The sequence below is a fragment of the Blautia marasmi genome, assembly GCF_900258535.1.
Lineage (GTDB): Bacteria > Bacillota > Clostridia > Lachnospirales > Lachnospiraceae > Blautia > Blautia hominis.
In genome coordinates this window covers 41,153-68,105 of record NZ_OIWX01000001.1, presented here as the reverse complement: position 1 = coordinate 68,105, position 26,953 = coordinate 41,153, and the positions used below count along the sequence as shown (strand labels likewise).

General features: G+C 48.2%; 20 protein-coding genes. 14 read left to right on the top strand and 6 right to left on the bottom strand.

Going from position 1 to position 26,953, the window contains the following annotated elements; all coding sequences use genetic code 11:
• Nucleotides 1-15 precede the first annotated feature (15 nt).
• Nucleotides 16-2,391, top strand: a complete 2,376-nt coding sequence (locus tag C6P39_RS00350; protein ID WP_104802393.1) for a glycoside hydrolase family 31 protein — start codon at nt 16-18, stop codon at nt 2,389-2,391.
• A gap of 92 nt (nt 2,392-2,483) precedes the next feature.
• On the opposite strand, the gene C6P39_RS00345 is transcribed toward C6P39_RS00350, so the two are convergent.
• Together C6P39_RS00345 and C6P39_RS00340 are read right to left on the bottom strand one after the other, a co-directional pair.
• Nucleotides 2,484-3,440, bottom strand: a complete 957-nt coding sequence (locus tag C6P39_RS00345) for an alpha/beta hydrolase (protein WP_104802392.1) — start codon at nt 3,438-3,440, stop codon at nt 2,484-2,486.
• A 105-nt stretch (nt 3,441-3,545) separates the two neighbouring features.
• Nucleotides 3,546-4,670, bottom strand: coding sequence for an aldo/keto reductase (locus C6P39_RS00340; RefSeq protein WP_104802391.1), 1,125 nt, complete (start codon nt 4,668-4,670; stop codon nt 3,546-3,548).
• Nucleotides 4,671-4,876: 206 nt separating this feature from the next.
• On the opposite strand from C6P39_RS00340, the gene C6P39_RS00335 reads away from it, so the two are divergent.
• Complete coding sequence (locus C6P39_RS00335; protein ID WP_104802390.1) at nt 4,877-6,061, top strand: iron-containing alcohol dehydrogenase; 1,185 nt, start codon at nt 4,877-4,879, stop codon at nt 6,059-6,061.
• A gap of 93 nt (nt 6,062-6,154) precedes the next feature.
• The gene (locus C6P39_RS00330; RefSeq protein ID WP_104802389.1) at nt 6,155-6,904 is read left to right on the top strand and encodes a NifB/NifX family molybdenum-iron cluster-binding protein; all 750 of its coding nucleotides are present in this window, start codon (nt 6,155-6,157) and stop codon (nt 6,902-6,904) included.
• Nucleotides 6,905-6,988: 84 nt separating this feature from the next.
• Here C6P39_RS00330 and C6P39_RS00325 read toward each other — a convergent pair whose 3' ends face one another.
• Both C6P39_RS00325 and C6P39_RS00320 read right to left on the bottom strand, forming a co-directional pair.
• On the bottom strand, nt 6,989-7,498 hold the full coding sequence (locus C6P39_RS00325) for a superoxide dismutase family protein (protein WP_104802388.1): 510 nt from the start codon (nt 7,496-7,498) through the stop codon (nt 6,989-6,991).
• Nucleotides 7,495-7,968 carry a manganese catalase family protein gene (locus tag C6P39_RS00320; protein ID WP_084043422.1) on the bottom strand — a complete coding sequence of 158 codons (474 nt, stop codon included), beginning with the start codon at nt 7,966-7,968 and terminating at the stop codon, nt 7,495-7,497. Before C6P39_RS00320 ends, C6P39_RS00325 begins: the two co-directional genes overlap by 4 nt.
• 71 nt (nt 7,969-8,039) lie before the next feature.
• On the opposite strand from C6P39_RS00320, the gene C6P39_RS00315 reads away from it, so the two are divergent.
• The 4 genes from C6P39_RS00315 (at nt 8,040) to C6P39_RS00300 (ending at nt 12,085) form a co-directional block, all read left to right on the top strand.
• Complete coding sequence (locus C6P39_RS00315; RefSeq protein ID WP_104802387.1) at nt 8,040-8,591, top strand: DUF2284 domain-containing protein; 552 nt, start codon at nt 8,040-8,042, stop codon at nt 8,589-8,591.
• Nucleotides 8,592-8,863: 272 nt separating this feature from the next.
• The gene (locus C6P39_RS00310; protein ID WP_104802386.1) at nt 8,864-9,916 is read left to right on the top strand and encodes an ROK family protein; all 1,053 of its coding nucleotides are present in this window, start codon (nt 8,864-8,866) and stop codon (nt 9,914-9,916) included.
• The gene (locus C6P39_RS00305; protein WP_242986841.1) at nt 9,913-11,196 is read left to right on the top strand and encodes an MFS transporter; all 1,284 of its coding nucleotides are present in this window, start codon (nt 9,913-9,915) and stop codon (nt 11,194-11,196) included. The genes C6P39_RS00310 and C6P39_RS00305 overlap by 4 nt, the downstream gene beginning before the upstream one ends.
• A complete protein-coding gene (locus tag C6P39_RS00300) occupies nt 11,183-12,085 on the top strand; it encodes a PHP domain-containing protein (RefSeq protein ID WP_104802384.1) in 903 nt (300 codons plus the stop codon). The genes C6P39_RS00305 and C6P39_RS00300 overlap by 14 nt, the downstream gene beginning before the upstream one ends.
• Nucleotides 12,086-12,116: 31 nt before the next feature.
• Here C6P39_RS00300 and C6P39_RS00295 read toward each other — a convergent pair whose 3' ends face one another.
• Entirely contained in the window at nt 12,117-14,126 is a 2,010-nt protein-coding gene (locus C6P39_RS00295; RefSeq protein WP_104802383.1) for a right-handed parallel beta-helix repeat-containing protein, read from the bottom strand.
• A gap of 146 nt (nt 14,127-14,272) precedes the next feature.
• On the opposite strand from C6P39_RS00295, the gene C6P39_RS00290 reads away from it, so the two are divergent.
• Entirely contained in the window at nt 14,273-15,205 is a 933-nt protein-coding gene (locus C6P39_RS00290) for an AraC family transcriptional regulator (protein ID WP_104802382.1), read from the top strand.
• Between the two features lie 15 nt (nt 15,206-15,220).
• Here the strand turns inward: C6P39_RS00290 and C6P39_RS00285 are convergent, their stop codons facing one another.
• Complete coding sequence (locus tag C6P39_RS00285; RefSeq protein WP_095174312.1) at nt 15,221-16,606, bottom strand: MATE family efflux transporter; 1,386 nt, start codon at nt 16,604-16,606, stop codon at nt 15,221-15,223.
• 333 nt (nt 16,607-16,939) lie between these two features.
• Between C6P39_RS00285 and C6P39_RS00280 the strand changes: the two genes are divergently transcribed.
• The 6 genes from C6P39_RS00280 (at nt 16,940) to C6P39_RS00255 (ending at nt 26,947) form a co-directional block, all read left to right on the top strand.
• Nucleotides 16,940-21,229 (top strand): discoidin domain-containing protein, encoded by a 4,290-nt coding sequence (locus C6P39_RS00280; RefSeq protein WP_104802381.1) that lies wholly within the window; start codon nt 16,940-16,942, stop codon nt 21,227-21,229.
• Between the two features lie 235 nt (nt 21,230-21,464).
• Complete coding sequence (locus C6P39_RS00275; RefSeq protein ID WP_095174314.1) at nt 21,465-21,686, top strand: cation transporter; 222 nt, start codon at nt 21,465-21,467, stop codon at nt 21,684-21,686.
• A 58-nt stretch (nt 21,687-21,744) separates the two neighbouring features.
• Nucleotides 21,745-23,655, top strand: coding sequence for a heavy metal translocating P-type ATPase (locus tag C6P39_RS00270; protein ID WP_104802380.1), 1,911 nt, complete (start codon nt 21,745-21,747; stop codon nt 23,653-23,655).
• Between the two features lie 192 nt (nt 23,656-23,847).
• Nucleotides 23,848-24,516: a FadR/GntR family transcriptional regulator gene (locus tag C6P39_RS00265; RefSeq protein ID WP_104802379.1), complete on the top strand. Its 669-nt coding sequence runs from the start codon at nt 23,848-23,850 to the stop codon at nt 24,514-24,516.
• 169 nt (nt 24,517-24,685) lie between these two features.
• Entirely contained in the window at nt 24,686-25,933 is a 1,248-nt protein-coding gene (locus C6P39_RS00260) for an enolase C-terminal domain-like protein (protein ID WP_104802378.1), read from the top strand.
• A 12-nt stretch (nt 25,934-25,945) separates the two neighbouring features.
• Nucleotides 25,946-26,947 carry a TRAP transporter substrate-binding protein gene (locus tag C6P39_RS00255; protein ID WP_104802377.1) on the top strand — a complete coding sequence of 334 codons (1,002 nt, stop codon included), beginning with the start codon at nt 25,946-25,948 and terminating at the stop codon, nt 26,945-26,947.
• Nucleotides 26,948-26,953: the final 6 nt, after the last annotated feature.

Here is a 26,953-nt window from a genome sequence, read left to right as displayed (position 1 = left end):
AGGAGAGGTACAGACATGAACGGAATGAATGAGAAGCTGGATGCAAGGCCAATGGCGGCAAAGGAAAGTATGATCCAGGGGAAAAATTACAGAATAACGGTTTTGACAGAATCCCTTTTGCGTCTGGAATACAGCAGAGAGGGTGTTTTTGAGGACAGGGCTACCCAGACAGTCCTAAACCGGGATTTTCCGGTACCTGCTTTCAAAGTATCAGAGACAGCGGAGGAGCTGAAGCTTTTTACCAGTGCCCTGGAGATGACATACAACAAGAGGGAGTTTGCACCAAACGGTCTGTTCATTAAAGTGACCGGCGGAAGATCCAATGAGACAAACTGGCATTACGGGGACCCGGTGAAGGACTTGGGCGGAACAGCCCGTACCCTTGATGAGGCGGACGGCGCCATTCCCTTAGAGAGCGGTGTAGTGTCAAGAAATGGATTTTCTATTGTGGATGACAGCAGCAGCATGGCCATTACAGAGGACGGATGGGTGGAAGTGCGTCCGAAAGACAGCATAGATTTTTATTTCTTTGGCTACGGGCACAGGTATCAGGAAGCAGTAAAAGATTTATATTATCTTTGCGGAAAGACGCCGCTTCTTCCCCGCTGGGTATTTGGAAACTGGTGGAGCCGTTATCACAGATATACGGAGAAGGAATACAAGGAGCTGATGGAGCGCTTTGAGCAGGAGCGGATTCCTTTTTCTGTGGCAGTGGTGGATATGGACTGGCATCTGGTGGATATTGACCCAAAATACGGGAGCGGATGGACGGGTTATACATGGAACCGTGATTTTTTTCCGGACCCAGGAGAGTTTATGGACTGGCTGCACGGCAGAAATATGAAGATCACGCTGAATGTGCATCCCGCAGACGGGGTGCGCGCCTATGAGGAGGCCTATGAGCGGGTGGCAAAACGCATGGGAATAAATCCGGACAGCGGGGAACCGGTGCAGTTTGATGTGACGGACAGGCATTTTCTGGAGGTGTATTTTGAAGAACTGCATCATCCTCTGGAGGATGAAGGCGTGGATTTTTGGTGGCTGGACTGGCAGCAGGGAACTGTCACAAAGATTCCGGGATTAGACCCGCTGTGGATGCTGAACCATTTTCATTATCTGGACAGTGCCAGGAGAGGAAAGCGGCGTCTTACCTTTTCCAGATATGCCGGAATCGGAAGTCACAGATACCCCATTGGATTTTCAGGGGATACGGTGATCACCTGGGACAGCCTGAGATTTCAGCCCTATTTTACGGCCACTGCCAGCAATGCGGGATATGGATGGTGGAGCCATGATATCGGAGGCCATATGCACGGTGTCCGGGATGATGAGATGACAGCCAGATGGGTGCAGTTAGGTGTCTTTTCACCTTTAAACCGTCTGCACAGCACAGATAATCCTTTCAACGGAAAGGAACCATGGAAATATAATAAGATAACCCAGAGTGTTATGGAAGAGTTCCTGCGTCTGCGCCATAAAATGGTGCCGTATCTGTACACCATGAACCGCTATGCCAGCAGGGACGGGCAGCCTCTGGTGCGCCCCATGTACTGGCTGGAGCCGGAGCGGGAGGAAACCTATGATGTGCCTAATGAATATTATTTCGGGACAGAGCTGATCGCAGCGCCCATTACAGACCCTGCTGATCCCTGTACCTGTATGGGATGTGCAAAGGCATGGCTTCCAAAAGGCACCTGGTTTGATTTCTTTACAGGACGCCGGTATGAAGGCGGACGTCTTCTTTCCGTCTGGAGAAGTGTGGAGGAGATGCCTGTGTTTGCCCGTGCAGGAGCCATTGTACCTATGCAGGAGCTGCCGGAGCAGATGAATGACCTGAGCAATCCTGAAAAAATGGAGATTTACGTTTTTCCGGGAGCTGACAACTGTTTTACTCTCTGGGAGGATGAGGGAGATTCCCTGGAGGATGCAGATGAAAACTGGGTCTACACGAAATTGACACAGAAGAACAAGGAAGGCTTTTTCGTCTCTGCTGCCCAGGGGAATATTTCCGTACTGCCTGAAAAAAGAACATGGACCCTGCATTTCAGAGGGGTGGAGAATACCACTGTCAAAGTGCAGGCAGAGGGACTAAACGTGGCAGCAGAGCAGTCTTATGATGCCGCTGCATGTACCCTCACTGTCCGGACAGCGGAAATTCCGGTGACCAGTGCACTTGAGGTGCAGTTTGAAGAAGGGCTTTTAACAGCTGAAAATCACATGACCCAATTTGTATATGAGATCCTGGAGCGTGCACAGATCGCTTATGACTTGAAGGAAGCTGTGCTAAAAACCGTGGAGGAACTTGGTGAGAAGGCGGTTCCGGCACTCTTTGCCATGGAACTGGATGAGGCGCTGCTTTGCGCAGTTACAGAAGTGCTGACAGCGTGCTGAGAATCGTACACCCTTGTTTATTTGCAAAATGAAATGCTGCCGTACAGTGTTTTTTGACGCTGTGCGGCAGCATTTCTGCTTATTTCCTTACCTTATATGATATATTTGTCCAGAAAACGGTCTACCGTGCGGAAATACAGTTTGGGGTCAGTGGCACAGGAAAGTGCGTGGCCCGCGCCGTCTATAACCAGTTTTTCTTTTTCACATTTGGCTGCATGGTACAGCTTGTTCAGCATGTAGAACGGAACAAACGCATCCTTTGACCCGTGTATAAAGAGAATGGGGCGGTTGCATTTTGCCACCTGTCGTATGGCGCTGGCTTCCTTGAAGGAGAAACCGTAACGGATCCTGGAAGCAAGGGAGGACAGGTGCAAAAAGGGAAAGGCCGGCAGATGGAAATAATTACGGATCTGCACGCTGAATTCTTCCCAGACACTGGTATATCCACAGTCCTCAATAATAGCTTTCACATTAGACGGCAGATTTTCGCCGGAAGTCATCATGACTGTGGCAGCACCCATAGAAATACCCATCAGGACAATCTGGGATTTCGGGTCTTTCTGGCGAAGAAAATCAACCCATTCCAGCACATCTTTTCGCTCCTGCCATCCCATGCCAATGTATTTGCCCTCGCTGTCCCCGTGGCCTCTGGCGTCCGGCAGAAGGACAGAATATCCCCTGTGCCAGAAATGTCTGGCGTACACGCCCAGTTCGCAGCAGTTGTTGCGGTAACCGTGACAGAGGATCACATAGCGTGTGCTTCCCGCCTGTATGGATGGAAGAAAAAGCCCGTTCAGCTTCATGCCGTCCCGGTTAATGAGTGTCACCGGGGAGGCCTCTTTTTTGATCCATTCCTTGCCGGGACGGAGAAAATCACCTAAGGGATCAGGCTTGTCTGTGTTTTTTCGCTCGTTCCGGTACATGGGAAATGTGCGGGAGAGAGCAAAGCGGCGCAGAAAACTGGTGAGTACATAAGATGCCCCCACGCAGACACCTGCTCCTGCGATGGCAGCATGTTTTAAAGTTTTGGAAGATAATTTTTCCTTCATGTGTCAATGCTCCTTTATACCTTTCCGGTGTGTAACGGTTCTGTATCTTTACGGTCACTCCGGCGTTTACAGTATATGGAAATCAGGAGAACAATATACGGAAGATCAGAGTTTCTCCATGGTTTCTTTAACGCGTTCCAAATCATCCCTGATGGACATTGCCTGGGGACAGACCTCCTCGCATTTGCCGCATTTCTGGCACTGGTCAGCACGGGCATCCTCTGTCAGGTCATTAAAGTAAGCACGTTTTGCCTGCTCCTTATTTTCATACATGGACAGATCATTCCAGATGCGGAAATTCTGTGGAATATTGACACCAAAAGGACATGGCATACAGTAAGCGCATCCGGTGCAGCCGTTTTTCGTCCGCTGTTTGATGGCAGAAGCCACATCAGCTACAATTTCCTTCTCTTTCAGATTGAGAGGTGTAAAGTTCTCAAATGTGTTCAGATTGTCTTCCACCTGCTCCATTGTAGTCATACCGCTTAATACGACTTTGACATTTGGTTTGCTGGCCACCCAGCGAAGCGCCCAGGAGGAAATACTGGCGTTTGGTTTGTAATCTTTGAAGGGCTCTGTCACTGCGTCCGGCAAAGTGGCAAGAGAACCGCCTTTGACCGGCTCCATGATCACCAGCGGAATGCCCAGTCCCTCTGTCAGTTCATAGCCTTTGTCTCCGGCCTGGATATCTGTATCAACATAGTTGTACTGAATCTGGCAGAAATCCCATTTGCGGTAAGTGGCTATGGTTTTAAAAGTTTCAAAATCATCGTGGAAGGAGAAACCGAAGAATTTAATCTTTCCTTCTTTTTTCATTTCTTCCATATAAGGAATGATGCCCAGGTCCAGAACGTTCTGCCATTTTTCCTTATCCAGGCAGTGAAGCAGATAGAAGTCCACGTAATCCACTTCCAGACGGTCAAGCTGTTCCTGGAAAATACGTTTTGCGTCATCCAGGGTTTTCACATTCCATACAGGCAGCTTGGTTGCCAGATAGAAACTTTTGCGGTCATATTTTTTCAGGACTCTGCCCACAAATGGTTCACTGTCCCCGTTGTGGTACGGATAGGCGGTATCTATGTATGTGACTCCGGCCTTCAGTGCACGGTCCAGCATGTTCTCGGCTTCAGCCTCGTCGATATTTCCGTCTGCTGTCTGCGGAAAGCGCATACATCCAAAGCCCAGAAGGGATGGGGATACGCCCAGATTCTCAAATTTACGGTATTCCATTGTGTAAAAACCTCCTCTATTTCAGTCAAAATAATTTAATTAGTAACTGATATCTATTTTATCATTCTATGCGGGGGGATGACAAGAGATTTCCTGAATTATTAGAGCATGATCATATCTTTTTCATGGAAATGGATGAGAAAATAAAGTATACTGGAGAAAAGACAGACAGCTGTCTGTAAATGCTAAAAAGGAGAGTAAATGATATGCAGGAATTTATTTATTATGCGCCTACAGAAGTGGTGTTTGGAAAAGATGCGGAGAAGAAGACTGCAGCGGAAGTGAGGAAGTGGGGCGGCAGCAGAGTGCTTCTTGTCTATGGGAGCGGCAGTGTGAAAAAAAGTGGTCTGTTGGGCATCATTGAGCAGGAACTTGCGGATGCGGGGATCGCCTTCAAAGAGTGGGGCGGGGTTAAGCCAAACCCCAGACTGTCATTTGCGGAGGCTGGCGTGGAGGCTGCGGTTTCTTTTGGAGCGGATTTTATTTTGGCTGTGGGTGGGGGAAGTTCCATTGATACGGCAAAAGGTATTGCGCACGGAACAGCAAATCCGGGAACTGCACTCTGGGATATCTGGACGCAGAAAGTGCCGCTTACAAAAAGTCTTCCGGTGGGGGTTGTCCTGACCATTGCGGCAGCAGGCAGTGAGATGAGTGACTCCGCGGTGCTGACGAATGAAGCGATTGGAAGGAAGCAGGGATTGAGCACGGATTTTAACAGGGTGAAATTTGCTATTATGAACCCGGAGATTACTTACACGCTGCCGAAATATCAGGTGACATGCGGTATTGTGGATATTATGATGCATACGCTGGACCGGTATTTTACCCACACAAAGGGAAACCGGATGACAGATGAGATCGCGGAAGCACTTCTGAGGACTGTGATTGAAAATGGAAGAAAGGCCTGGGAGGACCAGACGGATTATGAGGCTATGAGTGAGCTGATGTGGTGCAGCAGCCTGTCCCATAATGGGATCACAGGACTTGGGGCAGAAAAGGATTTCGCACCTCATAAAATAGGACATGAGCTCAGTGTAAAATACGATGTGGCTCACGGGGCCAGTCTGTCTGCTGTCTGGGAGGCATGGGCAGAGTATGTGTATATGGAAGAACCTGCACGGTTTGCTCAGTATGCCAGAAAGGTGTGGGGCGTGCAGGAGGATGATGATGTGGAGGCGGCTAAAGAGGGGATCAGGAGGACTGTGGGATATTTTAAAAGTTTGAATATGCCTGTGTGTCTGGGAGAACTGGATGCGGGAGTGCTGGCGGAAGACGCGTTGGTGGATATGGCTGAGAGGGCGACGGGGAAGGATACGTTTTGTGTGGCGAAGTTTAAGGAATTGGATCAGGGGGATGTGTATGAGATATTGAGGAGGGCGAATCATATGTAAATATAGTTGACATATGTTAATAATGTGATATAATGGGCATATGTTAATAAAAAAACGCATTGAAAAGGCGGAGTGTTGTTGGGAGGTGGGGAGATGTCCAGGCCGAGTAAGGAAAAGAGGATCTGCAGACTGCCGGGGTGCGGGTTGTTTGTGCCCGGTGAGGGTGGCGGGCCTGCGCATCGGATTCGGATGACGGTTGATGAGTATGAGACGATCCGGCTGATCGATCATTTGGGGTATACCCAGGAAGAATGTGCGGTGCAGATGGAAGTAGGAAGAGCTACGGTGCAGGCAGTCTATGCAGAGGCCAGGAAGAAACTGGCACGTTTTTTGGTGGAGGCGTCTTCTCTGGAAATCAGCGGCGGAAGCTATAGGATCTGCGGGCAGGATGACCGGCGGCAGAACAGATGCGTTTCATCAATCAGGAGAGGAGATTCAAACATGAAGATTGCAGTGACATATGACAATGGAGAGGTATTTCAGCATTTTGGACACACAGAACAGTTCAAGGTATATGAGGTGGAGGATGGAAAGATCGTGGCATCTGAGGTGATTGATACCAATGGCAGCGGCCACGGTGCGCTGGCAGGATTTCTGAACCAGTGTGGCGCACAGGTGCTCATCTGCGGAGGCATCGGCGGTGGTGCAAGGAATGCGCTGGCGGAGGCGGGGATCCAGCTTTATCCGGGAGCGTGCGGGAATGCGGATGCACAGGTGGAAGCATTTTTGGCCGGAAGCCTGAATTATGACCCGGATACAGTCTGCGCACATCACGGTCACGGACATGAGGGCGGTAGTTGTGGGGAACATACCCATGAGTGCGGCCATCACTGCGGGAATTAATACGGTTATAACTGCAAAAGAAACGGCATCGGCAGGTGAAGGTTCATCTGCCGATGCCGTTTTTATGGGATCAAAAGCTGTTTTTTAATCTTCCAGATTGCTTTTTATTTCCCCGCACGCGATTTTGCTGCCGGAATCCCCTGAAGGCTGTGTTTTAAAGTCATCAGGTTTATCATGGATGATTACCGTCCGGCCTATGATTTCTTCCGGAACGAACCGGTTTGTATAGAACATAGAAAGTGCATAGCCGTCATTTTCAAAGAGCGGAGGTAAATCCCCGGCATGTTCCGGGTGCGGACAATCCTTGGGATTTAAATGGCTGCCGGTAAGAGGAAAATCCCCCTCTGCGTTTTCTTCGCAGGAGGAGCCTTCATGAATGTGAAAGGCAAAGACTTTTTCCTGGCAGGCAGCTTCCGAAGTGGGAAGTCCGGCAATGTCCGCAAGGACAACCGTACCGCCCCACAACGGGAAAAAGTATACGAAACCTTTGATATTGGGGTATTTCTTTCCGCCATATACAAAGGAATAGGCTTCGGGTGCTGTGGTGACTACCTTTTGCATGGCTTCTAATAATTCCCGGCGCATATATGTCATTTGCTGCATCCCGGATCGCAGCTGCATTTGGCGGGCATATCAAAGCTGGGGTTAAAGGCATAGAAGTTCTTAAAGTCCAGTTCTTCCTGCACAGAACGGAGGGTTTCTCCGAAACGCTGGAAATGCACAACTTCTCTTTCTCGCAGGAAGCGGATGGGGTCTATAACATCCGGGTCTTTGATGACACGGAGTATGTTGTCGTAAGTGGAGCGTGCTTTCTGTTCAGCAGCCATATCTTCAAATAAATCGGTGATGGGATCTCCTTTTGACTGGAACTCACAGGCGTTAAAGGGGATACCTCCGGCAGCCTGCGGCCAGATGCCTACGGTATGGTCGATATAATACGGGCCAAGACCGGACTTCTCTATTTCTTCCATGGAAAGGTTGCGGGTGAGCTGGTGCACAATGGTGGATACCATTTCCATGTGAGCCAGTTCCTCTGTACCTGTATCGTTATCGGTATTGTACACGTGAAGTAATGATTAACGTGGTGCTGCCTGTACGGAAGTGTTATACTATAAGAAAAAAGGAGGAGTATGATATGTACAAAACAGAAACTTACACAGCAGTGGTACCGGTGGAAGACTACATAGAAGGTTATGTGGATGTGGACACGTTTCTAGAGTGCTGCAGAACATGTCCGAATTACGATACGGTATGGTCCTGCCCGTCTTACGATTTTGACGTTTTATCATACTGGAGAAAATACAAGACTCTGGAACTGACCGCCGTTAAAATAATCTTTGACGAGGAATTTGCGGGAAAGGCATTTACAAAGGAGGAGCAGGAGGAGATCCTTGGGCAGTCTCTCCGTGTGGAGAAGGGAAAGTTGTCGGAAATACTCTGGGAAAAAGAAAAGGAATATCCGGGAAGTATCAGCCTGTCAGCAGGTTCCTGCAATCTGTGTCAAGGAAACTGTACCAGACGAGATAAAAAAGCATGTCGTTTTCCGGAAAAGATGCGTTATTCCATAGAATCCATCGGAGGCAATGTGGGGCTTACGCTCAGTAAGCTCATGGGAATCGAGCTGGAATGGATGGAAGAGGGGAAGCTGCCTCATTATTTTGTGCTGGTGTGCGGGCTTTTAAAGTAAACTGTTTATTCACAGCCCTGCAAAAAACGCAGTTCTTTCAACAGTAACACGCTTCGCGATGCACAGATATGGAGCATTCTGCCCCATATCGCGCTGACTGCCTCGGTATTTTCATGCGCAAGCGCATAAAAATACCTCGCGGGATAGCAGCCGTGATAGTAACAGTAAACTGCAAATGGGTAAAAAAGGAACTTGACAGGGAATGTCATTTGTTATACACTTTTATCATAAACTTATAAAAGTATACGATAAAAGTGAAAAGGAGAATGCATATGGACACTCTGACTGCCAGACCAAAAGTATTAAAACAGGCAAATCTTTCCCTCATACGGAAAGTCCTGAAAGCAAAAGGAACTGCCACCAGGGCAGAGATTGCCTATGAGACAAAGATCAGTTCCACCACAGTCCGTTCCCTATTGTCTGAAATGATGCAGAACGGAGAAATTGAGAGTGTTGGATACGATGAGTCCAGCGGAGGAAGAAAAGCGGAGCGCTATGGATTCAGGCCCGATCGGTATTACGGTGCAGCTTTCTGTATCACAGGAGACCAGATTTACGGTTTGCTGATCAATGTCTGCGGCGAGATCGTGGAAAAAACAAGGCTGCAGGCGGTCAACGGTGATTTTGAGAGCGCCGTCACCGACTGGCTGGATGAGCTGGTCAAAAAAAGAGAACTCAAGTCCATAGGCATTGGCGTGCCCGGAGCAGTGGAAGGGGGAGGGTATTGGAGGACCAATGAGACTGACGGGAAATTATATAAAGTAAATATAGGTGACAACCTTGAAAAACGGTATAAAATCCCAGTAGTGCTGGAAAATGATTTAAATGCCACTGCCATCGGATTCGGTCGGTGTTACGCAAAGGAGTTTCCATGTGAGAACCCGAATAACGTGAATATGGCATTTCTCTATTTTGAAAAGGGCTGTGTAAGCGCAGGCTTTATCGCAGGGGGCAGGGTTGTCCACGGAAATAATAATTTTGCGGGGGAGCTGGGACTGCTGCCCATGGAACACGGAAAGACGCTGGATGCCTGTATGGCAGAGCCTATGGAGGACGTCACATATGTAAATCTGGTGGTCCAAGTCATCAGTTTTATCTGCGGAATTCTGAATCCGCAGTATGTGGTCCTTGGCGGTCCCAGTCTGCGGAAGAACTGTATCGGGCCTGTTGGTGACGGCCTTTCCGCCTTTCTGCCGAAGCATCTTCTGCCTGAGATCCTCTATTCTAAGGATGTGTGGCAGGATTATTTTGACGGTATGGCAAGTCTTACTGCCGGGAAAATGTTCGACGAGGTACAGTTTGTAAAGGAGCAGCCATGTTTATGAGTAAGAGAGAGAAAATCCTTGATACCGGACCCCGGGTCTGTTTCTTTGTGCAGACTGGGTTCGGAACGGCATTTACTTATCTGACCAGCGGTGTATTCCTGAGTGGGTTTGCACTTCTTATGGGGGCAGGGGATGTGCTGGTCAGTTATCTGAGTGTGGTGGTAAATATCTGTGGTGTGCTGATCCTTGGGCTTGCACCATATTTGGAACGGTTTCAGAGCCGTAAGCGGCTGACGGTCATATTTACGGTGTTGTCCAGAACAGCTACGCTTTTTATTGTCATCATACCGGCTGTGGTTCCAAGGAAGATACAGATTCCGGCATTTATCCTGGCTGTGGTTACAGCTTTTACACTGCAGGCCCAGGCAGCGGTGGCTCTGAACCAGTGGATGATGGGCTTTATAGATGAAAAGAAAAGTGGTCAGTACATATCACTGAGACAGACACTCACCCTGAGTGTTACCGTTATTTTGTCCGTGACAGGTGGTATCTGGATGGATCATATGAAGGGAAAGTACCTGGGATTTGTTGTTTTATTTGGCGCGGCAGCCCTGATGAGTGTCTTTGAGATCATACTGCTTTTGCGGACACCGGATGGTGCCCCGTACCGGCCTGCCGGGATGGGGTGCAGACTTCGGGACGCGCTGAAGGTTCCCCTTAGAGACCGGACTTTTATGGGGTTTGTGATCTATATTCTGGCATTCTATCTGCTTCTTAATATTTCAGACAGTTTTACCATGGTGTATATGATAAAATATCTGGCGCTGCCTTATAAAACAGTGACAGCAATGTATATGATCATTTCTCTGCCCCAGATTGTGCTGCTGGGCTTTTGGGGAAGGATCAGTGATAATCGGGGGCATGCGTTTGTTTTGAAAACCTCGGTGTGGCTGTTTGCCGGGGAGACACTGTTCATGTCTTTTGCAGCGCCAAAAAACTGGTTCTTGTTTATACCGGCGGCGTTTCTCGTGTCCTCCGCCGCGAATGCCGGTTTTGTGGTTGCGGTTTTTAACAGGAGATATGAGCTGATGCCAAAAGGAAACAGAATTCTGTATGACAACTTTTATACAGCAATGATCGGGCTTGGATTTATTTTGGGGCCAATGATCGGTGGGGCCGTAAAAGGCATTCTGGAGTCAGGTGCTGCCGTGAGATCTGCTGCCGCTATGAACGGGATACGTGGTCTATATCTGATATCCACAGCGGGTATTTTGCTTCTGCAGGTGATTTACTACCATCTGCAGGGAAAAAGGGAGGTGTGTGTCCATGTCAAAGGTTGATTTCCATATCCATACCAAGTTTAGTGATGACGGAGAATTTTCTCCGGGAGAGATTGTCAGACAGTGTGAGGCCGGCGGGATGGAGTGGATTGCTGTTACAGACCATAATTCTGTCCGTGGCGTGTCAAAAGCTATGGAGGAAGCTGTTTCTGTCCGGGTCATATCCGGTGTGGAGCTGGATTGTGTGTACAGGGGGCATGATTTTCACCTTTTGGGATATGGCATTGATGTGTCCCGGGAGGAATTTTGGGAGATAGAACAGGATATCCTCAACCAGGAGAGAAGGGCAGCAGAGGAAAAGATCCGGCTGTTTTCGCAGGCATCCGGCATTTATGTTGATGCAGATAAGATTCTTGCAGACTCAGAAAATGGTGTTGTGACAGGAGAGCAGATCGCTGCGTATGTCCTGGGACGGAAGGAAGCAGAGAGAGATGAGAGACTGGTACCTTATCTTCCCGGCGGACAGAAAAGTGATATGCCCAATGTGCGGTTCTACTGGGATTTTTTCTCCAAAGGAAAGCCTGCCTATGTGGAGATCTCTTATCTTTCCCTTCCTGATGCCGCAGCTCTGATACACAGCGCCGGCGGCATGGCGGTTCTTGCGCATCCGGGCCAAAACCTGAAAGGGGATGATGAACTGCTGGCTGGAATAATGGAGGAGAAGATTGACGGGATTGAGGCATTTTCTTCTTATCACAGCAGGGCAGAAGCGGGGCATTATCTGGAAGCTGCCATACAGGGCGGTCTTCTTGTTACCTGCGGCAGTGATTTTCATGGCAGACATAAGCCAAATATCAGGCTGGGCGGCCACAACGCCCTGTGGAGTGACGAAAAACTCCTGTCGGAAATGAAAAAAAGCCCCTTACTGAGGCAGCCTGTTCTTTTATAGAACAGGCTGTCCGGTCAGGTGCGGGAAGTGCTTATAATACATCCTCTGCTTCACATCCGCAGGCAAAAGGTCCTGCAAGAGGCATCATATCGCGTTTTTTACCGAAATAATCCTGGTCAAACACAATAGGAGTTCCGTCAGGCGCTTCAAATTTCTGTTCCGGCTCAAAAGCCTCACCCAGCATTTCCGTGCTCACAAACGGGGTCTCAAATTTTGGAAGGAATTCATACAGATTCGTCTCCAGGCGGTATTCGCCGCCTTCTTCTTTCAATTCCAGTGTGATCTTGTGTTCCTCATCCACTTTATAATTTTCCTCTGCATCGCACGGTTTCGCGCCGTTAAAGTATACGTTGCCTCCGGTGTAGATAGGAAGATGGTCATAATAGATGTCTTTGTTGTCGTGGTCCACAGCAGTCTCTGCGTTGAAACGTCCAAAGTATGTCTCTGCCGTGGGATATCCGTCGTACGGTTTCGTACCGCAGATAAACTGGTATTTATCCATGGTTCCCATGCCTTCAGCCTCTGCATAGGCAACCAGGTCCCGGCGGATTTCCTTCTGTACAAATATGTTGTTGTAGAAGCGTGCATCACCGTGGAGGATGGTCATGAAACCGGCAACCTCTGTGCGGTGCGGAACGTGGTATGGTGTATATCTTGGGGTAGGCAGATGTTGACCGCCGTTATCCACTCCGGCGCCTACCCAGGTAAAGGAGCCTGCGATCAGGTTGTGTACAAGAGCAGTGCCCTGTGTGCTGATGCGGCATGCGCAGTCGGACAGGAGCAGGTTGTTGTCAACCAGTGTGGGACCATGGGAAACCTCTATAAAAATATCCTCAGCCAGAGCCAGTCCATTGGCGATCTTGGTACCTTTTGGCGGAACATTGTCGTGGAACAGGTTCTGTGTGACACGGGTTCCCTGTGCCTGCCAGTCAAGCCACAGACCACGGGTGCAGTGGTGGAAATGGTTGCGGCGGATGATCACATCAATGGCAGCATGCATTTTGATACCGCCGATTTCCGCACCGGCCAGGTCCTGTTTGTTATTGATATGGTGAATATGGTTGTCCTCTATGACAGAGAACACACCGCCTAAATGTCCTACAATTCCGGTCTGCCCACAGTCATGGATGTTACAGCGGCGGACTGTGTGAGAGCCGATGTTCTCTTTGGTCCATCCCTCTGTCTGTGCCTGGCAGATAGCATCACGTTCTGTCTGGGTGCCGTCTTTATAGAATTTGGTGGTCCACTTGTTTTCATTGTTGGGCTGCAGATATTTTCCGAGGGAAATACCGGAGCATTTGGAATCAGAGACTTCACAGTCCTCGATGATCCAGCCTTTTGACCAGTGAGGGCCAATCATGCCTTCCTGGTAAGCAGTGGGCGGCGCCCAGGTAGTAGCTGCCTGTTTTACGGTAAATCCGGACAGGGTGATGTAATTTACACCTGTCTTATCCGGATAGAAACAGTTTCGGCGCACATTGATCTCAACAGTTTCCTCATTAGGGTCAGCGCCCTGGAAATTGGCGTAGATTACCGTGAAGGCACCGTCCTGTTCGGTATACCATTTGTAGAGGGTAAAATCCGGGTCCCAGGAGCCTTTGTATACGGTCGGGTTTGCCACGTCTTCCAGTGAAAATGTCTCGTACATGGATTTGCCGTTTATGTATACTTCTCCGGTATGGACCGGTTCTTGAGCGCGGTACCAGTCACCTGCGATCACTGTGGTGTAGGGATTGTAGCTGCCGAAGATTCCATTAGGGATGCGGGCCATCCATACATTGCCTTGGTGCTGCGTCCAGTTTTTTACAGGTTCTGCACCGGTTATGACAGCGGCCAGCGGCTCCTCAGAGCGGTATACAATGCGGTTCTGGTCATCTGTACCGCCGTTTGCCGGATTTACATATTCCCGGTAGATACCGGGGGCTACCAGGACTTCATCACCTGCACAAGCGATCTTAGCTGCCTCGCTGATGGTCTGGAACGGTTTTTCTTTTGTACCGCATCCGTTTCTCGGAGCATTTGCGGCTACATAATAAATCATAGGTGTATCCTCCTTTGATCGTGTTAAGCGTATTTTCTATTGACCTTTTCGGTCTTGCAATAATATAATTATACTGTGGATTTAGGTATATAAAAATAATCATACTGCCTGAAAATATAAAAATCCTGCCATTTACGGAGGGGCCTATGGTACAATTCAGAAAATTTGATATAGATGGAAGAAAAAAAGAGAAAATCGTATTTCAAAACCAGATGCTTCACTATGGACTGTATGTGCCAAGGCCGGAGGCGTATTTCTTTGGGGATATTCCCTGGCATTGGCACGATGAATTTGAGTTCGGGCATATTTTAGGGGGAAGTATGCAGTATAAAACCAATCATCACGAATTTATACTGCATGAAGGAGACGGGATCTTTATCAATTCCGGTGTCCTGCATTATCTCCATCCCCTAAAGCCTGTGGAGGATGTAAGACTGCAGTCCCAGTTCTTTGACCGGTCTTTTTTGGCGGGTGCTTCCGGAAGTATACTGGACATTAAATATATAGCTCCGGTGTTGGAACAGAGACAGCTTGATGCAGTGCCGCTTTACTGTTACGATGCGGGGAGCGCCAAATTTCTAGAAAAAATGAGAGAAGGCGCAGAGCTGAGCATCAAAGGGGAGCGTTTTTTTGAGCTGCGCCTCAGAAGCCTTTTTTCAGAACTCTGGGAGATTGTGTATTCCTGGGCCATGGATGAGAATAAGAAGGGAACAGGGTACAATACCCTGGAGGACGAACGGATCAAACAGATGCTGTCCTATATCCAGGAACATTACAGTGAGAAGATAACAGTAGAGGACATTGCTTCCAGCATACATATCAGTCAGCGGGAGTGCTACCGCTTGTTCCAGACAAGTCTTGGGGAGACACCCGGGGAATTTATGGTTTCCCTGCGCCTTCAGAAGGCGCAGGAGCTTCTGCGCTATACGGATAAAAGTGTCCTGGAGGTGGCTGTGGAGACCGGCTTTGGGACCAGCAGCTACTTTGGGAAAATTTTTAAGCAGTACCACCATATAACGCCGAAACAGTACAAAAAGCTCAATGTTGACAAGAGTGACCGCCCGGTACAGGATACTTGACAAACCGAATGTTTCTCATGCCGGCAGTTCCCCGTCCGCAGGCATCCGCTTTATCTCTTTCCGAACCAGAAGAACAGCCAGAATACCGGCAGCCCCATCTGCGATAGGACCTGCGTACATGACTCCGTCAATTCCCATAAAGAGCGGGAAGATCAGGATCAGCGGAATCAGAAACAGGATCTGCCTGGTCATGGAGAGCACGATGCCTCTGGCAGCTTTGCCGATGGAGGTGAAAAAGTTTGCTGTCACCGGCTGCAGGCCGTTTAAAAAAGTACAGAACATAAAAATGCGGAAATACTTCTGGGCAAATTGATAATAGAGTTTATCTCCGGAACCGAAAAGTCCCACGATCTGCCGGGGGAAAAGCTGGAAACATATAAAGGCGGCAACAGCCAGTATGGTTGCAGTTCCGGCAGCACACAGATAGGTCTTTTTTACACGGGTATAGTTTTTGGCTCCGTAATTGAACCCCACAATAGGCTGGGATCCTTGGGCAATCCCAATGACAATGGACAGAAACACCATGTTTACTTTGGCCACGATCCCTACCACAGCCAGAGGTATGTCGCTTCCGTAAACGGAATGTGAACCATAGTGGCGCAGGACATTGTTCATGGTTATCTGTACCACAGTGAGGGCCAGCTGGTTAAAGCAGGAGGCCATTCCAAGGGAGGCGATAGCCTGCACACAGGACATCCTGGGAATGAGATTCTTCAGCTTCAAATGTACGGTCTTATACCGCGGAAGATAGAAGAGGACCATACAGGCAGAAAAAACCTGACCGATCACGGTTGCCCATGCAGCACCGGCGATCCCCCAGCCAAAGGTAAAGATAAACAGAGGGTCCAGCACTGTGTTGATCAGTGCGCCGGAGACCATGGAGATCATGGAATATGTGGGACTGCCGTCTGCCCGGATTAAATGGTTGCCTCCGGTTGTCAGCATAAAAAAGGGGATACCCCAGGTAGTGATACCCACATAAGTCATGGCATAAGGCAGAACTTTGGGGGTAGCACCGAAGGCCAGGATCAGCGGTTTTAAAAACAGGCGGATAATGATTATCAGGACAATGCCGCACAGTATCAGACTGCCAAACCCGGTGCCTGCAATATGCTTTGCCTTTTCTTCATGCTTGCGTCCAAGTTCCAGATTAAAGTTGGATGCTCCTCCGATCCCTATAAGAAGAGCGATCGCCGTGGTTATGGTGGTGATAGGGAAAGCCACATTGGTTGCGGCGTTTCCGTACATACCGACACCCTGCCCGATGAAGATCTGGTCCACAATGTTATAAAGTGCATTTACCAGCATACTGATAATGGCCGGCACTGCGAATTTGGGCAGTAATTTACCAATGGGACTGAATCCCAAAGGGTTTTCTTTTATCTGTTGTGTGTTCTCCATAAAATAACTCCATCCTTTCTAGTTTTATTTTAAGCGATTTTGAGGAGAAATCCAATATAAAATTAAAAAAAAGGGTTAGATTGCATAAAGAAGCTTGACAAAAAATTACTTGGGATAGTATAATTTTGCTTGAAATGGGTTTCAAAAATAATTCGGAAATAAAATGCAGAAATACAAGGAAAAATCTTATATATTCCAGCACTATTTTTTTGTATATCTTGAAACCGATTTCAAAGGGGAAGGGCGTCCCCATACTGTACATAGCAAGTGATCATCCGGTCATCCGAAGCCTTGGGACAGGATGTGCTTGAATAAATTTTTAAGGAGAGAGTTATGGAACAGACAAAGGCGAAGAGAAAGCGGCGCTCAAAATTCCTGAGTGCCCTGCTGGCGGTCTGCGTAGTATTCCCAGGCGGCGGAATGACAGTTCCGGTGCAGGCGGATGCAGAACAGACGGAGCAGAACACCATTGTAAACGGAGCATTGTGGTATGATGACCGTGGAGAGAACATTCAGGGACACGGCGGCAATATCCTGGAGTATGGGGGCAGATATTACTGGGTAGGGGAGTACAAGGAGAACGCCAATTTCAGCGGCATTGCCCTTTATTCGTCCTCAGACCTGGCAGACTGGAAGTTTGAGAACATGATTCTGACACCGGATACGCCGGATGATGACGGTACCATAGGCTTCTGTACCATAGAGCGTCCAAAGTTGATTTATAATGGATCGGAATTTGTACTGTGGGCACATTGGGAAAATGGCAAAGATTATGGAGAATCAAAATTGATCGTAGCCAAATGTGATACGGTCAACGGTGATTACGAATTTGTAGATCGATTCAATCCCAAGTCCAGAACTTATAATGCGGAAACCGGTGAATATGAGATAACTACCAACCGTTCCCTGGATATGACTATTTACAATGATACGGAAACTGATGCGGATGGAACGATACATAACCAGGCATATCTGATTTCCGCCAATGGTCATAATATGGCACTTTATAAGCTGACCCAGGATTGTATGGATGTAATTCCTGAGGAGAGTTACCAGTTTTGGATGGGAGCAGGAAGGGAGGCTCCTGCCCTTGTAAAATCCGGGGATTATTACGTGCTGGTGACTTCAGGCCAGTCCGGCTGGTATCCCAATCAGTCCATGTACGGGTATACAAAAGATATCACAGATCCCAACGGATGGACACCGGCAGATGAACTGAAAACCATTGGAAACAATTCAACCTTTTACAGCCAGCCAACCAATATCGCTGCGATTGGGGACGGACAGTACATTTATATGGGTGACCGCTGGAATCCCGGTGCGTTGGGAAAATCCACATTCGTATGGCTTCCGCTCAATATAGAAGCCGGGGAGGATGGGGTTGCCGCATCCATGGATTATGTGGATGAGTGGTCATTTAATGCAGAAAGCGGTAAAGTTGAGCTTCCGGACAGCGAACTGGTATCACAGGGAAAAACAGCGGAGGCCAGCGTGGCAGGTAGTGATGCTCATCCGGTAGAGCAGGCTGTGGACGGCATTTGTGACACGACCTCGGAATGGGGGAACAGCAACTATTTTGCGCCTGCATCCGTGCCCTTTTCCTACACGATTGACCTGGAAGAGGTATATGATCTAAACAGATTTGACCTTTCCACACGTCTGTGCAACGGCTCCGAGACTTATTACCAGTACCGTGTGGAGGGAAGCAATGACAAAGTAAACTGGGAACAGATTCTGGATGAGTCCTCCAATACAACTGCTGCCTTTAGAAGCAATCCTGTAAGCGGGTCCTACCGTTATGTGAGACTGACCGTGGACAATGTGGTCAATGCACATAACGGCAATGGGGCGGCCTGGGCAGCGGGACTGGTAGAGGTGGAAGTCTATGCCTCTCAAAAAACGGCTTCCCATGAAGTCCTGGATATTTTATATGAACAGTACAAATCCGTTGAGCAGGGCTATTACACCAGAGCTTCCTATAAAGAATTCCAGAAAGCACTGAAGACAGCAAAAGAAATTCTGGAAAAAGGGGAAGCGGCAGAGTCGGAATATAAAGATGCTGTAAAAGCGCTCAAGACTGCATACGAGGGGTTGAAAAAGGGTGCCGGGACTCCGGTGAAAGTGACGGGAGCGGTCAGTGATACGGCAACTACAGCGGGCACACTTCCGGCATTGGCGCCTGTAGTGATGGTGGAGACACAGGAAGGTCTGTCCGCAGAGGCAGAGATTGACTGGAATATTTCAAAAGAACAGTTCACCTCCACTTACAGTACAGTTTCTGTAGAGGGAGTAGTGAGAAATACGGATTTGAAAGTGAGCTGCAGTGTGGAAGTGATTCCGGATAACCTGATCTATTTTATTGACTGCGGTACACAGGGAACAGGCTCCGGGGCACTCAATGCAGTAGCTGCGTCAGGAATTGTGCTGAAGAATCAGGTATCTGACCAGGCCTATTCTGAGGAGAGCGGCTGGGGTATCTTAAGTGGATATGATGGAGCAAAGACAGGGGAACATGCTGATAAATTCACTACCGGATACTATGGAGTCAATGCAGCAGGAAAAGAGAAAGGCTATGCCTACAAATTTACATTGGATGCAGGGGAATATGATATTACAGTGCAGTCCCATGAGTGGTGGTCAGGCCCGCGTACCAGTAATTTTGAAGCTGTTTATACAACAGCAGCCGGTGAGTCACAGTCCGTTATGATCGCGGAAGGACTGTCTGTGGGAAATGGCTACAGCCCCAATGCAATAGGCAGCGGTAGGCTCACCCTGGAGGAAAAGACAGAGGTACAGCTTAATGTCTACGCTTCCACAAATCAAGGGGCAGTCATTACATTTCTGGGTATTGCAAAGATCGGTGAAAAACCCGACAAGGGAGAACTTATCCGTCTGTATGAAGCAAACAAGGATAAAGAATCCGAAAAATATACAGAGGAGAGCTGGCGGGCCTTTCAGGAAGCCCTTGACCGGGCAGATGCAGTCATCAGAAATGAGGAAGCAGATGCGGAAATGGTGAAGAACGCAAAAAATTCATTGGTAGAGGCTGTACTGAACTTAAGAGTTGATAAATCCGTACATACAGATGTGCTGGAAACATTGATTGGTCTGAATAAGAGCAAGAATCCGGAAGAATATACGAAAGATAGCTGGGCTGCCTTTGAGCAGACACTTTCAGCAGCCGTAAATCTCCTGGAACAGGGAGAATATACACAGGTATCTGTGGATGAAGCTGCCAATGCAATTTTGGAGGCAGCAGGAAAGCTGACTGCTTCCGCAAAGGCGGATAAAACCGATCTGCAGGCTCTCGCTTCCGTATTTGAGGAAAAGGATTTAAGCATTTATACAAGAGAAACCAGGGATATCTGCCAGGCAGCTTTTGACAATATGCAGACAGTCTTGGAAAATGACTCGGCTGTTCAGGCAGATGTGGATAGAGCAGCAGAGGCAGTGACAGATGCAGTGGCCGGGCTGGAACTTCAGGAAATAGGTGAAGGTGGAACGATTATAGGGCTTTCCAATCTTCTGGAGCTTTGTGTACAGTACAGAGAGGAAAATTATACACAGGACAACTGGAGCATTTATTCTGAGAAAAAGCAGGCAGCAGAGGCACTTCTTCAGAAGCTTTCAGTTACAGAAATTGTAGCAGAAAAGGAGGAATCCGAGGATACGGCAGCGGATATAAGCCAGGCAGAGATAGATGCTGCCGCCGCGGAACTTTACAGCGCCATGAAAGGCCTGGTGAAGATCCAGAAGGAAAATCTGGCGGACAAGACAGGACTGCAGAATCTTTATAAGATGACGGGCATTCTGTCAGAGAGTGATTATACAGCAGAAAGCTGGGAAAAGCTTGTAAAGGCGCAGGAGGCAGCCAAAGTGGTCCTGGATTCTGAGCTGGCTGACCAGCAGAAGACAGATGAGGCAGCAAACGCACTCCTTCAGGCGGCAAAAGAACTGGTAAGGGAAGAGGATGCTGCAAAACAGGCAGATAAGACATCCCTTCAGAATGTGTACGATGTGTGTGCAGGATATCTGGAGGAGAATTACACAAAAGAGAGCTGGGAGGCATTTAAAGCGGCAAAAGAACAGGCCGGTGTGGTACTTCAGAAAGAAGACGCCAGTCAGGCGGAAATCGACCAGGCAAAAGATACACTTCTCACAGCAATCAAAGGCCTTGTACAAGCGGAGCAGCCTCAGATTGCGGATAAGAGCAGTCTGCAGCAATTGTTCAATGCAGCGTCAAAGCTTAATAAGGAAGACTTTACAGAGGAATCCTGGAAGGCACTGCAGGCAGCGATGGAATCGGCAAAAAGTCTGCTGGCCTCCGAAGAGGCATCCCAGGAAGAAGTCGATACCGCTGCGGATGCTCTTGATAAAGCAGTGAAAGGTTTGAAGGCGGCAGACAAGAAAGAGTCATCTGATAAGGAAAAAAATACGAATAACGGCACAGACACAGGGAATAAGAAGAATCCAAAGGCCAATGCGGGAAATGCAGCTAAGATAAAAACAGGCGGCGTAAAAACAGGAGATTCCACCCCCATTGCTCTGTTTATAGGAACTGGAGGGATTGCGCTTGCCGGGATTACTTATCTTTTGGCATCCAGAAGAAAAAGAAACAAGTAGGGCGGCAAACCGGTGTGGATCTTTGCCGGTGAGAGTGAAGACAATGAGCACTATTAAATAAGTTTTAACCTGAAACAGAGCGGCAGCAGCTTGTAATGAGCGCTGACCGCTCTGTTTTTTAATTGTCTTTTAAAGAAAAGTATTGACAGAACCGAAAATACTTTGTATATTATATATGAATATATGAATAAGTGTTCATATGAAGGAAAAAATATTTAATAGGGAGAATAAAGTTATGAAAAAAACATTTAAGCTGTTAGATTTAGACTGTGCACACTGTGCCGCAAAAATTGAGGACTCCGTGAGAAAGATAGAGGGGGTAGCCGGTGCTGAAGTGAATTTTTTGAATCAAAAAATGGTTTTAGAGGCAGATCAGGAGCACTTTCAGGAGATTGCAGAGAAAGCGGTTACATTGATCCGAAAAATCGAACCGGATATCACAGTAAAGAAAATCTAAGTCAGTGGCGGCAGGCCTGCGGGACTGCCGCTGTCTATTCAAAGAAAGGATGAGAAAAATGACCAAAAAACAGAAAAAACAATTATACAGGATTCTGACGGCTGTTCTTATTTTCCTTCCGGTTTTATGGATTCCCATGAATGAAACAGGGAAATTTATAGGATTTCTGGTCTGTTATGCAGTGATCGGGTGGGACATTATCTGGAAAGCCATTTCCAATATTCTCCACGGTCAGGTGTTTGATGAAAATTTCCTGATGACAGTAGCCACTGTGGGTGCTATGTGCCTGGGAGACTACAAAGAGGGCGTTGCAGTTATGTTGTTTTATCAGGTGGGAGAGTTATTTCAGTCTTACGCTGTCAGCAGATCACGCCGTTCGATTGCGGGGCTGATGGATATCCGGCCTGACTATGCCAATGTGGTGCGGGAAGGAAAAGAAACCAGAGTTGACCCGGACGAAGTTCTTGTAGGAGATGTGATACTGGTGAAGCCGGGAGAACGGGTACCTCTTGACGGAACGGTTCTGGAGGGAAATTCCACTTTAGATACCTCCGCGCTCACCGGGGAATCCATGCCCAGGGAAATCGGAGCCGGCGCAGAAGTTATCAGTGGGTGTATTAACCAGACAGGAACGCTGAGAATCCGTGTAGGCAGGCCTTACGGAGAATCAACGGTATCTAAAATACTGGATTTGGTAGAGAATGCCAGCAGTAAGAAGTCAAGATCCGAGGCATTTATCACAAGATTTGCAAAATATTATACGCCTTCTGTCGTAGCCGCGGCCGCGCTGCTGGCTGTTTTACCTCCTCTGCTTATGGGGCAGGCATTTACACCATGGATACACAGAGCCCTTGCATTCCTTGTGATTTCCTGCCCGTGTGCCCTTGTGATCTCTGTTCCACTGAGTTTCTTTGGAGGAATCGGCGGTGCTTCAAAATGTGGTGTGCTGATCAAGGGAAGCAATTATCTGGAAGCTCTTGCAAAAGCAGAGACCGTGGTGTTTGATAAAACAGGAACACTGACAAAAGGGTCCTTTGCTGTGACAAGATGTTATCCCCAGGGGATTTCTGGTGAAAGACTGCTGGAACTGGCCGCCTGTGCGGAAAAAGACTCCAGCCATCCCATTTCCAGGTCTATTGTGAAAGCATACGGAAAAGACACAGAGCGGTTTGGGGTTACCGATGTGCAGGAAATCGCGGGCCATGGCATCTCTGTCTCTCTGGATGGGAAAAAGGTACTGGCCGGAAATACAAAGCTGATGAGATTAAAAAACATACCGTTTCAGCCTATTGCCGAAGCAGGTACAGTTGTGTATGTTGCCGAAGATGGGAAATACCGGGGGGCTGTCCTGATTGAGGATGAGATCAAGGAGGATGCAGCGTTTGCAGTCAGGGAACTGAAAAAAGCCGGTGTCCGGAAAACCGTTATGCTCACCGGAGACGCGAAAGCTGTGGGAGAAAAAGTGGCAGAAAAACTGGGGCTGGATCTGGCTTATACAGAACTGCTTCCTGCGGATAAAGTGGAGCATATGGAGAGACTGCTGGCAGAGACAAGCGAAAAGGGCAGGCTGGCCTTTGTTGGGGACGGAATCAACGATGCCCCTGTACTTGCCAGGGCTGACATCGGAATTGCCATGGGAGGTCTGGGGTCTGATGCGGCCATCGAAGCGGCAGACATTGTCATTATGACAGATGAGCCGTTAAAAATCGCTTCAGCTATGGGCATTTCAAGAAAAACACTGCGGATTGTCCGCCAGAATATAATATTTGCCCTGGGAGTCAAAGGCATTATGCTGCTTCTGGGAGCTTGTGGAATTGCGTCCATGTGGGCAGCTGTTTTTGCGGATGTAGGCGTATCTGTCATTGCCATCTTAAACGCAGTACGTGCACTGAGGGTGCCGAAGGAAGACAGGGTGCTGAAGAAGGGAGAGCATCCGGGAGACTGCTGCTGTATAAATAAAGAGAAGTAAAATCAGTTTGTAACCGTTCGGCTCACCGAGCGGTTACGTCAATTTCACTAAGTTGTGCTGGCTGCTTTTGTCTATTATTTACGAAAACATAGTGCTGTGGTAAAATTATCTCCGAATAATATTGACAGAAAAGGAAAAAGGATTATAATGAACTCATCACTTGTCCTACAAGTTAAGGCGAAGGGAAGAGATATGAAGATAAAACGTGTCAATGTAACCAGCCAGGTGGTGGATTATCTAAAGAAGAATATTGAATCCGGAAACTGGGCCGTTGGGGAGAAGATACCATCAGAGAATCAGATGACAGAAGAACTGGGTGTGAGCCGTTCCAGCATCAGAACCGCGCTGCAGTACCTGATTGGCCTGGGTGTTCTGGAAAGTGTGCATGGAAAAGGCACCTATCTGATCAACAGCCGTGTGGAAAACTGGGATGAGACTGAGAACAAAATCACATCGGAGGACTGCAGGGATATTGAAAAAGTGCTGGAATTCAGAAAGATACTGGAGCCGGATGCCTGCAGACTGGCGGTGGAAAAGTCTACCCCTGAGATTATGACCGCTCTGGAGACATATCTGGAGCAGATGCAGATGTTTCAGGGAAACCGGGAAAAGTTTGTAAATGCAGACCTGAAGTTCCATGAGGTCATCTGCCGTTCAACCGGCAATCCTTTACTGGAAAAAAGTCTTCACAAAGTTTTTCAGGAGACAAGGCAGAATCATGAACAGATGAATGAACTGTTTGGTTATGATTCAGGTATTCATTATCACACTCAGATTCTGGATGCGTTCAAAAACAGGGATGCAGATGTGGCCCATGATATTATGTATGAGCATCTGGATGCTGCCATGAAAAAACTGTAAGTAGTTCTGCCGGATGGGAAACGTTGTGCATTTCAGAGCGGCAGATATGAAAGTTGGATTACTGCCTGTTTTGATAATGGAACAGGCAGTTATATGGGGAAAAGACAGGAGCGGTCATGATTTCATACGCTAACTTGTATGACGAGTGACAAGTGATAGGAGGAGAAAGATGTCAGTTAAAATTCAGGACATTCGGGTCATATGTACGGCGCCGGAGGGTATCAACCTTGTTGTGGTCAGGGTGGAGACAAATCAGCCGGGATTGTACGGTTTGGGATGTGCCACATTTGCATACCGTCATTTGACGGTCAAACATTTGATTGAGGAGTATTTGAAACCGCTTCTTCTGGGGCGTGATGCGGAGAACATTGAGGAATTATGGCAGCTCATGCATCAAAACGGCTACTGGAGGAACGGTCCCATTGAAAATAACGCCATATCCGGTATTGATATGGCCTTGTGGGATATCAAAGGAAAGATGGCAAATATGCCGCTGTATCAGCTATTCGGAGGCAGGATGAGAGAAGGGATACCGGTTTACCGCCATGTGGACGGGAGAGATATCGAGGAAATCTGCGATAATATCCATAGATTTCAAGAGATGGGCATTACACATCTGCGCTGCCAGTGCGGCGGCTACGGTGGGACCCCTTACGGACAGACACCTAAGACAGCACCTGTGGGGGCGCATGACGGCATGTATCTGGATTCCAGAAAATATGTTCGCGACACAGTCAAGCTTTTTGGGGAAATCCGTGACAGGATCGGGTATGACATGGAATTGGTACATGATGTACATGAGCGGATCGCTCCTGTGGAAGCCATCAAACTGGCTAAAGAACTGGAGCCCTTTGATTTGTTTTTCTTGGAGGACCCGGTACCCCTGGAACAGACAAACTGGCTGAAAAATATGCGGGAGCAGACCAGCATCCCCATTGCCCAGGGAGAGCTTTTCAATAATCCCAGAGAGTGGAAACAGCTCATTGCGGAACAGCTGATTGATTTCATTCGTGTACATATCAGCCAGATTGGGGGAATCACACCGGCCAGAAAGCTGCAGATTTTTGCGGAACAGTTTGGTGTGCGAACTGCGTGGCACGGACCCGGGGATATGTCTCCTCTGGCTCATGCGGCAAACATTCATATTGATCTGGCAGCACCTAACTTTGGGGTGCAGGAATGGTCCGGGATTGAGCCGCCTAATTTTGTGATACAGGATTTGAAGGGGCCCCACGGTGCCCTGCTGGACGTATTTCCGGGACTGCCACAATTTTACGAAGGCTATGTATATGCCAATGACAAACCGGGACTTGGCGTGGATGTGGATGAGAAGGAGGCAGAAAAATATCCATGTGAGAAGACGATCACTACATGGACACAGACAAGATTGAGAGACGGTTCTCTTCAGACACCGTAAAGGGAGGGTAACATGAAGGTAAAAAGACTGGCAGCATTGTCCATGGCAGGAATAATACTGGCGCTGGCTGTGGGGGGATGCGGCAAAAACAGCAATATTTACGACGAAAATGGTAAAGTGAGCCTTAGAATGGCGCAGACATCAGCAGCGGACGGGGCAATTGGAATCTCCATGGAGACTTTTGCGGAAGATGTCAAGGAAAAGTCAGAAGGAAGAATTGAAATCTCTGTTTTCCATAACGGACAGCTTGGTTCAGAGAGAGATAATATCGAGGCATGTGAACTTGGAAACCTGGACATGGCGGTGGTAAATCAAAGTGTGCTGGCAAACTTCATTCCTGAGATCGCCGCCTTTGACCTGCCGTATGTGATAGAGGGAACAGAACATGCGGATCAGGTATTTATGGGAGAGATTGGACAGGATTTTCTCAAAAGACTGGAAAAAGTGGAACTAAAGGGTCTTGGTATTTGGGAATCCGGCTTCCGTAATCTGACAAATTCCAAGAGGGATATCGGTAGTGCGGGGGATGTGAAAGGGCTTAGAATCCGTGTTATGGAAAATGAGATTCATCAGAAGCTGTGGAAAGCCCTGGGAGCTGATCCGGTGCCCATGGCCTGGAGTGAAGCTTACACAGCTATGCAGCAGGGGGCCATTGACGGGCAGGAAAATCCAGCCACGGTTATTGATAAAAACAACGTGGTGGAAGTGAATAAATATATGGCGATCACAGAGCATGTGTATTCCACCGTGTATGTTCTGATGGCACCAAAGACATGGGATGCCCTTTCAGATGAGGATCGGCAGATCATTACGGAATGTATGGAGGAAGCCAACCTGGCGGAGCGTGAACTGAGCAGACAGATGGATAAGGAGGCTATTTCTACACTGGAGGAACAGGGGATGGCAGTGACTTACCCGGACAAGACAGAGCTGATCGCAGAGACACAGAGTGTCAGGGATACTTACGGTGCGGATTATAAAGAGACTCTGGACAAAATAGCAGCGGCAAAATAGTGGAGG

Coding starts and splice junctions, on each gene's coding strand:
- C6P39_RS00350 (WP_104802393.1), top strand. CDS start 16: ATGAACGGAATGAATGAGAAGCTGGATGCAAGGCCAATGGCGGCAAAG.
- C6P39_RS00345 (WP_104802392.1), bottom strand. CDS start 3,440: ATGAAGGAAAAATTATCTTCCAAAACTTTAAAACATGCTGCCATCGCA.
- C6P39_RS00340 (WP_104802391.1), bottom strand. CDS start 4,670: ATGGAATACCGTAAATTTGAGAATCTGGGCGTATCCCCATCCCTTCTG.
- C6P39_RS00335 (WP_104802390.1), top strand. CDS start 4,877: ATGCAGGAATTTATTTATTATGCGCCTACAGAAGTGGTGTTTGGAAAA.
- C6P39_RS00330 (WP_104802389.1), top strand. CDS start 6,155: ATGTCCAGGCCGAGTAAGGAAAAGAGGATCTGCAGACTGCCGGGGTGC.
- C6P39_RS00325 (WP_104802388.1), bottom strand. CDS start 7,498: ATGACATATATGCGCCGGGAATTATTAGAAGCCATGCAAAAGGTAGTC.
- C6P39_RS00315 (WP_104802387.1), top strand. CDS start 8,040: ATGTACAAAACAGAAACTTACACAGCAGTGGTACCGGTGGAAGACTAC.
- C6P39_RS00310 (WP_104802386.1), top strand. CDS start 8,864: ATGGACACTCTGACTGCCAGACCAAAAGTATTAAAACAGGCAAATCTT.
- C6P39_RS00305 (WP_242986841.1), top strand. CDS start 9,913: ATGAGTAAGAGAGAGAAAATCCTTGATACCGGACCCCGGGTCTGTTTC.
- C6P39_RS00300 (WP_104802384.1), top strand. CDS start 11,183: ATGTCAAAGGTTGATTTCCATATCCATACCAAGTTTAGTGATGACGGA.
- C6P39_RS00295 (WP_104802383.1), bottom strand. CDS start 14,126: ATGATTTATTATGTAGCCGCAAATGCTCCGAGAAACGGATGCGGTACA.
- C6P39_RS00290 (WP_104802382.1), top strand. CDS start 14,273: ATGGTACAATTCAGAAAATTTGATATAGATGGAAGAAAAAAAGAGAAA.
- C6P39_RS00285 (WP_095174312.1), bottom strand. CDS start 16,606: ATGGAGAACACACAACAGATAAAAGAAAACCCTTTGGGATTCAGTCCC.
- C6P39_RS00280 (WP_104802381.1), top strand. CDS start 16,940: ATGGAACAGACAAAGGCGAAGAGAAAGCGGCGCTCAAAATTCCTGAGT.
- C6P39_RS00275 (WP_095174314.1), top strand. CDS start 21,465: ATGAAAAAAACATTTAAGCTGTTAGATTTAGACTGTGCACACTGTGCC.
- C6P39_RS00270 (WP_104802380.1), top strand. CDS start 21,745: ATGACCAAAAAACAGAAAAAACAATTATACAGGATTCTGACGGCTGTT.
- C6P39_RS00265 (WP_104802379.1), top strand. CDS start 23,848: ATGAAGATAAAACGTGTCAATGTAACCAGCCAGGTGGTGGATTATCTA.
- C6P39_RS00260 (WP_104802378.1), top strand. CDS start 24,686: ATGTCAGTTAAAATTCAGGACATTCGGGTCATATGTACGGCGCCGGAG.
- C6P39_RS00255 (WP_104802377.1), top strand. CDS start 25,946: ATGAAGGTAAAAAGACTGGCAGCATTGTCCATGGCAGGAATAATACTG.